Source organism: Mycobacterium sp. ZZG (assembly GCF_054786995.1).
The window spans coordinates 1-2,037 of sequence record NZ_JBTBFV010000137.1; the positions used below are offsets into that span (position 1 = coordinate 1).

At 62.1% G+C, this 2,037-nt stretch carries 3 protein-coding genes and 1 other annotated feature; all 3 genes read left to right on the forward strand.

Going from position 1 to position 2,037, the window contains the following annotated elements; genetic code table 11:
* Positions 1-56: 56 nt before the first annotated feature.
* A protein-coding gene (locus ACXMYJ_RS28965; RefSeq protein ID WP_460359533.1) for an IS3 family transposase occupies positions 57-1,360 on the forward strand; the annotation gives its coding sequence in 2 pieces (ribosomal slippage) (positions 57-351 and positions 351-1,360; 1,305 coding nt in all).
* Positions 341-472: a sequence feature (AL1L pseudoknot), on the forward strand. (Overlaps the previous gene by 132 nt.)
* On the forward strand, positions 1,332-1,685 hold the full coding sequence (locus ACXMYJ_RS28970) for a site-specific integrase (protein WP_460359534.1): 354 nt from the start codon (positions 1,332-1,334) through the stop codon (positions 1,683-1,685). Before ACXMYJ_RS28965 ends, ACXMYJ_RS28970 begins: the two co-directional genes overlap by 29 nt.
* 23 nt (positions 1,686-1,708) lie before the next feature.
* The coding region (locus ACXMYJ_RS28975) for a helix-turn-helix domain-containing protein (RefSeq protein ID WP_460359535.1) at positions 1,709-2,037 on the forward strand (329 nt) is incomplete at its 3' end.

Sequence of the window (2,037 nt, forward strand, 5' to 3'; positions counted from 1 at the left end):
GATCTGAACCGTCCTGGGTCTGGTGGAGACCGTGATCTCACCAGGAGAATGCTGTTATGGGAGCACCACGGAAGTTTGACCAGGAGACGCGTGAGCGTGCCGTGCGGATGTATCAGGATCGGCTCGGCGAGGTGGGCGGGTCGAAGTCGGCGGCGCGCCGGCATGTCGCCGAGATGCTCGATATCAATCAGGCGACGCTGCGTAACTGGATCGAGAAGGACACGCCGGTGGTCTCCTCGGGGGTGAGTACGACCAGTGGGGAGTTGGATGCTCAGGTGCGTGAGCTGCGTCGTGAGAATTCCGAATTGCGCAGAGCCAATGAGATTTTGAAGACGGCGTCGGCGTTTTTCGCCGCGGCGGAGATCGACCGCCGACTTCGTTGATCGTCGAGTACATCGACGATCACAGGGACAGGTTCGGGGTCGATCCGATCTGCCGGGTACTCACCGAGTACGGAATGCAGATTGCCCCATCCACCTACTATGCCCACAAGCAGCGTGGCCTGGTCTCGGCAGCGATGCTCGAGGAGGCCTACGCCGCTCATGCCGTCTACCAGCAGTTCGAGAAGAACCGCGGTGTGTACGGGGTGCGCAAGATGTATCACACGATGTGGCGCGCCGGTCACGTGATGGGTCGTGATCAGGTCGGCCGGCTGATGGGGATCTGCGGCATCTCCGGTGCTGTACGCGGCAGCCATCGCACCACCACGACCCACCGAGACGATAGGGCGCCACGATTCCCTGATCATGTTGAACGACAATGGGATACACCGACACATCCGGATCAGTGGTGGGTGGCCGACTTCACGTATGTGTGTACATTGGCGGGGTTTGTCTACGTCGCGTTCCTCGTGGATGTGTTTTCGCGACGCATCCTCGGGTGGCGAGTCATGGCGAGCAAGCACACACCGTTGGTGACGAGTGTTGTCGAGCAAGCGTTGTTCGCCCGCCGCCGATCCGGATTCGACTTCACCGCAACCGGTTTGGTTCATCACAGCGATGCGGGCAGTCAGTACACATCGTTGGCATTCACCGCTGCGCTGACCGAGGCCAACATCACCGGATCCATAGGATCGGTCGGCGATGCGCTCGACAACGCGCTCATGGAGTCGGCGATCGGCTTGTACAAGACCGAACTGATCGACACCGGCCGCGCCTGGAAGGACCGCGGCGAGGTCGAACGAGAGACCGCCGCCTACGTGCACTGGTCACGATATGCAGGTGATCTCGGCGTGTCTGCTGGTGATAGCTACAGGGCAGGCGGACCCTCGACTCGGGAGGTGCGTGGTGTTCGATCCCTGTCTGGTGCGCGGCGCAAGTACCGGCGGCCGAATGGTGTCACTCGGGCACGAGTTGGTTGACGACTATCTCGAATTGGTTGCCACGCGGGCGCGACCGAACACAGTCCTGGCGACCGCCTACGACCTGAAGGTGTTCTTCGAGGTCGTCGACCGAGAACCCGAGAAGGTCAGCGTCGATGACGTGCTCGACTTCCTCAAGCAGCAGCGTCAGCCGCGTCGGGGTGCGACGGTCGTACGCATCGAGGACGGCGAGCAGGGATTGTCGGCGCGCACCATCAAGCGCCGGTTGTCCAGCATCGCCGGGCTCTACGAGTATCTGCGAATCCGTGGTGTCGTGACGGCGAATCCCGTGCCGCGAGGACTAGTGGTCCGGGGGATAAAATAGTTTACGTTTGATAGTATGTGGGAATGGTGAATCGTGCTGCGGCTCCGCTGTTGTTGGTTGATGGGGATCGGGCACGGTTGGAGGGGTTGGTGCGGGCTTCGACGACGCCGGCCGGTCTGACGCGGCGGGCTCGGATGTGTTTGATGTCAGCCGATGGAACAGCGAAGGCCGACATTGCCGCGGTGGTGGGGGTGTCACGGCCGACGGTCGACAAGTGGCTGCAGCGCTACCGGGTTGGTGGGGTGGAGGCGTTGGTCGATGAGCAGCGCTCGGGGCGCCCGACCGAGATTGACGAGTCCAAGATCATCGCCGCCACCTTGCAGCGGCCACCGAAATCTCTGGGAGTCACCCA

Bases quoted from the DNA above. Each gene is read 5' to 3' on its own strand.
- ACXMYJ_RS28970 (WP_460359534.1), top strand. From the start codon at position 1,332: ATGGTGTCACTCGGGCACGAGTTGGTTGACGACTATCTCGAATTGGTT.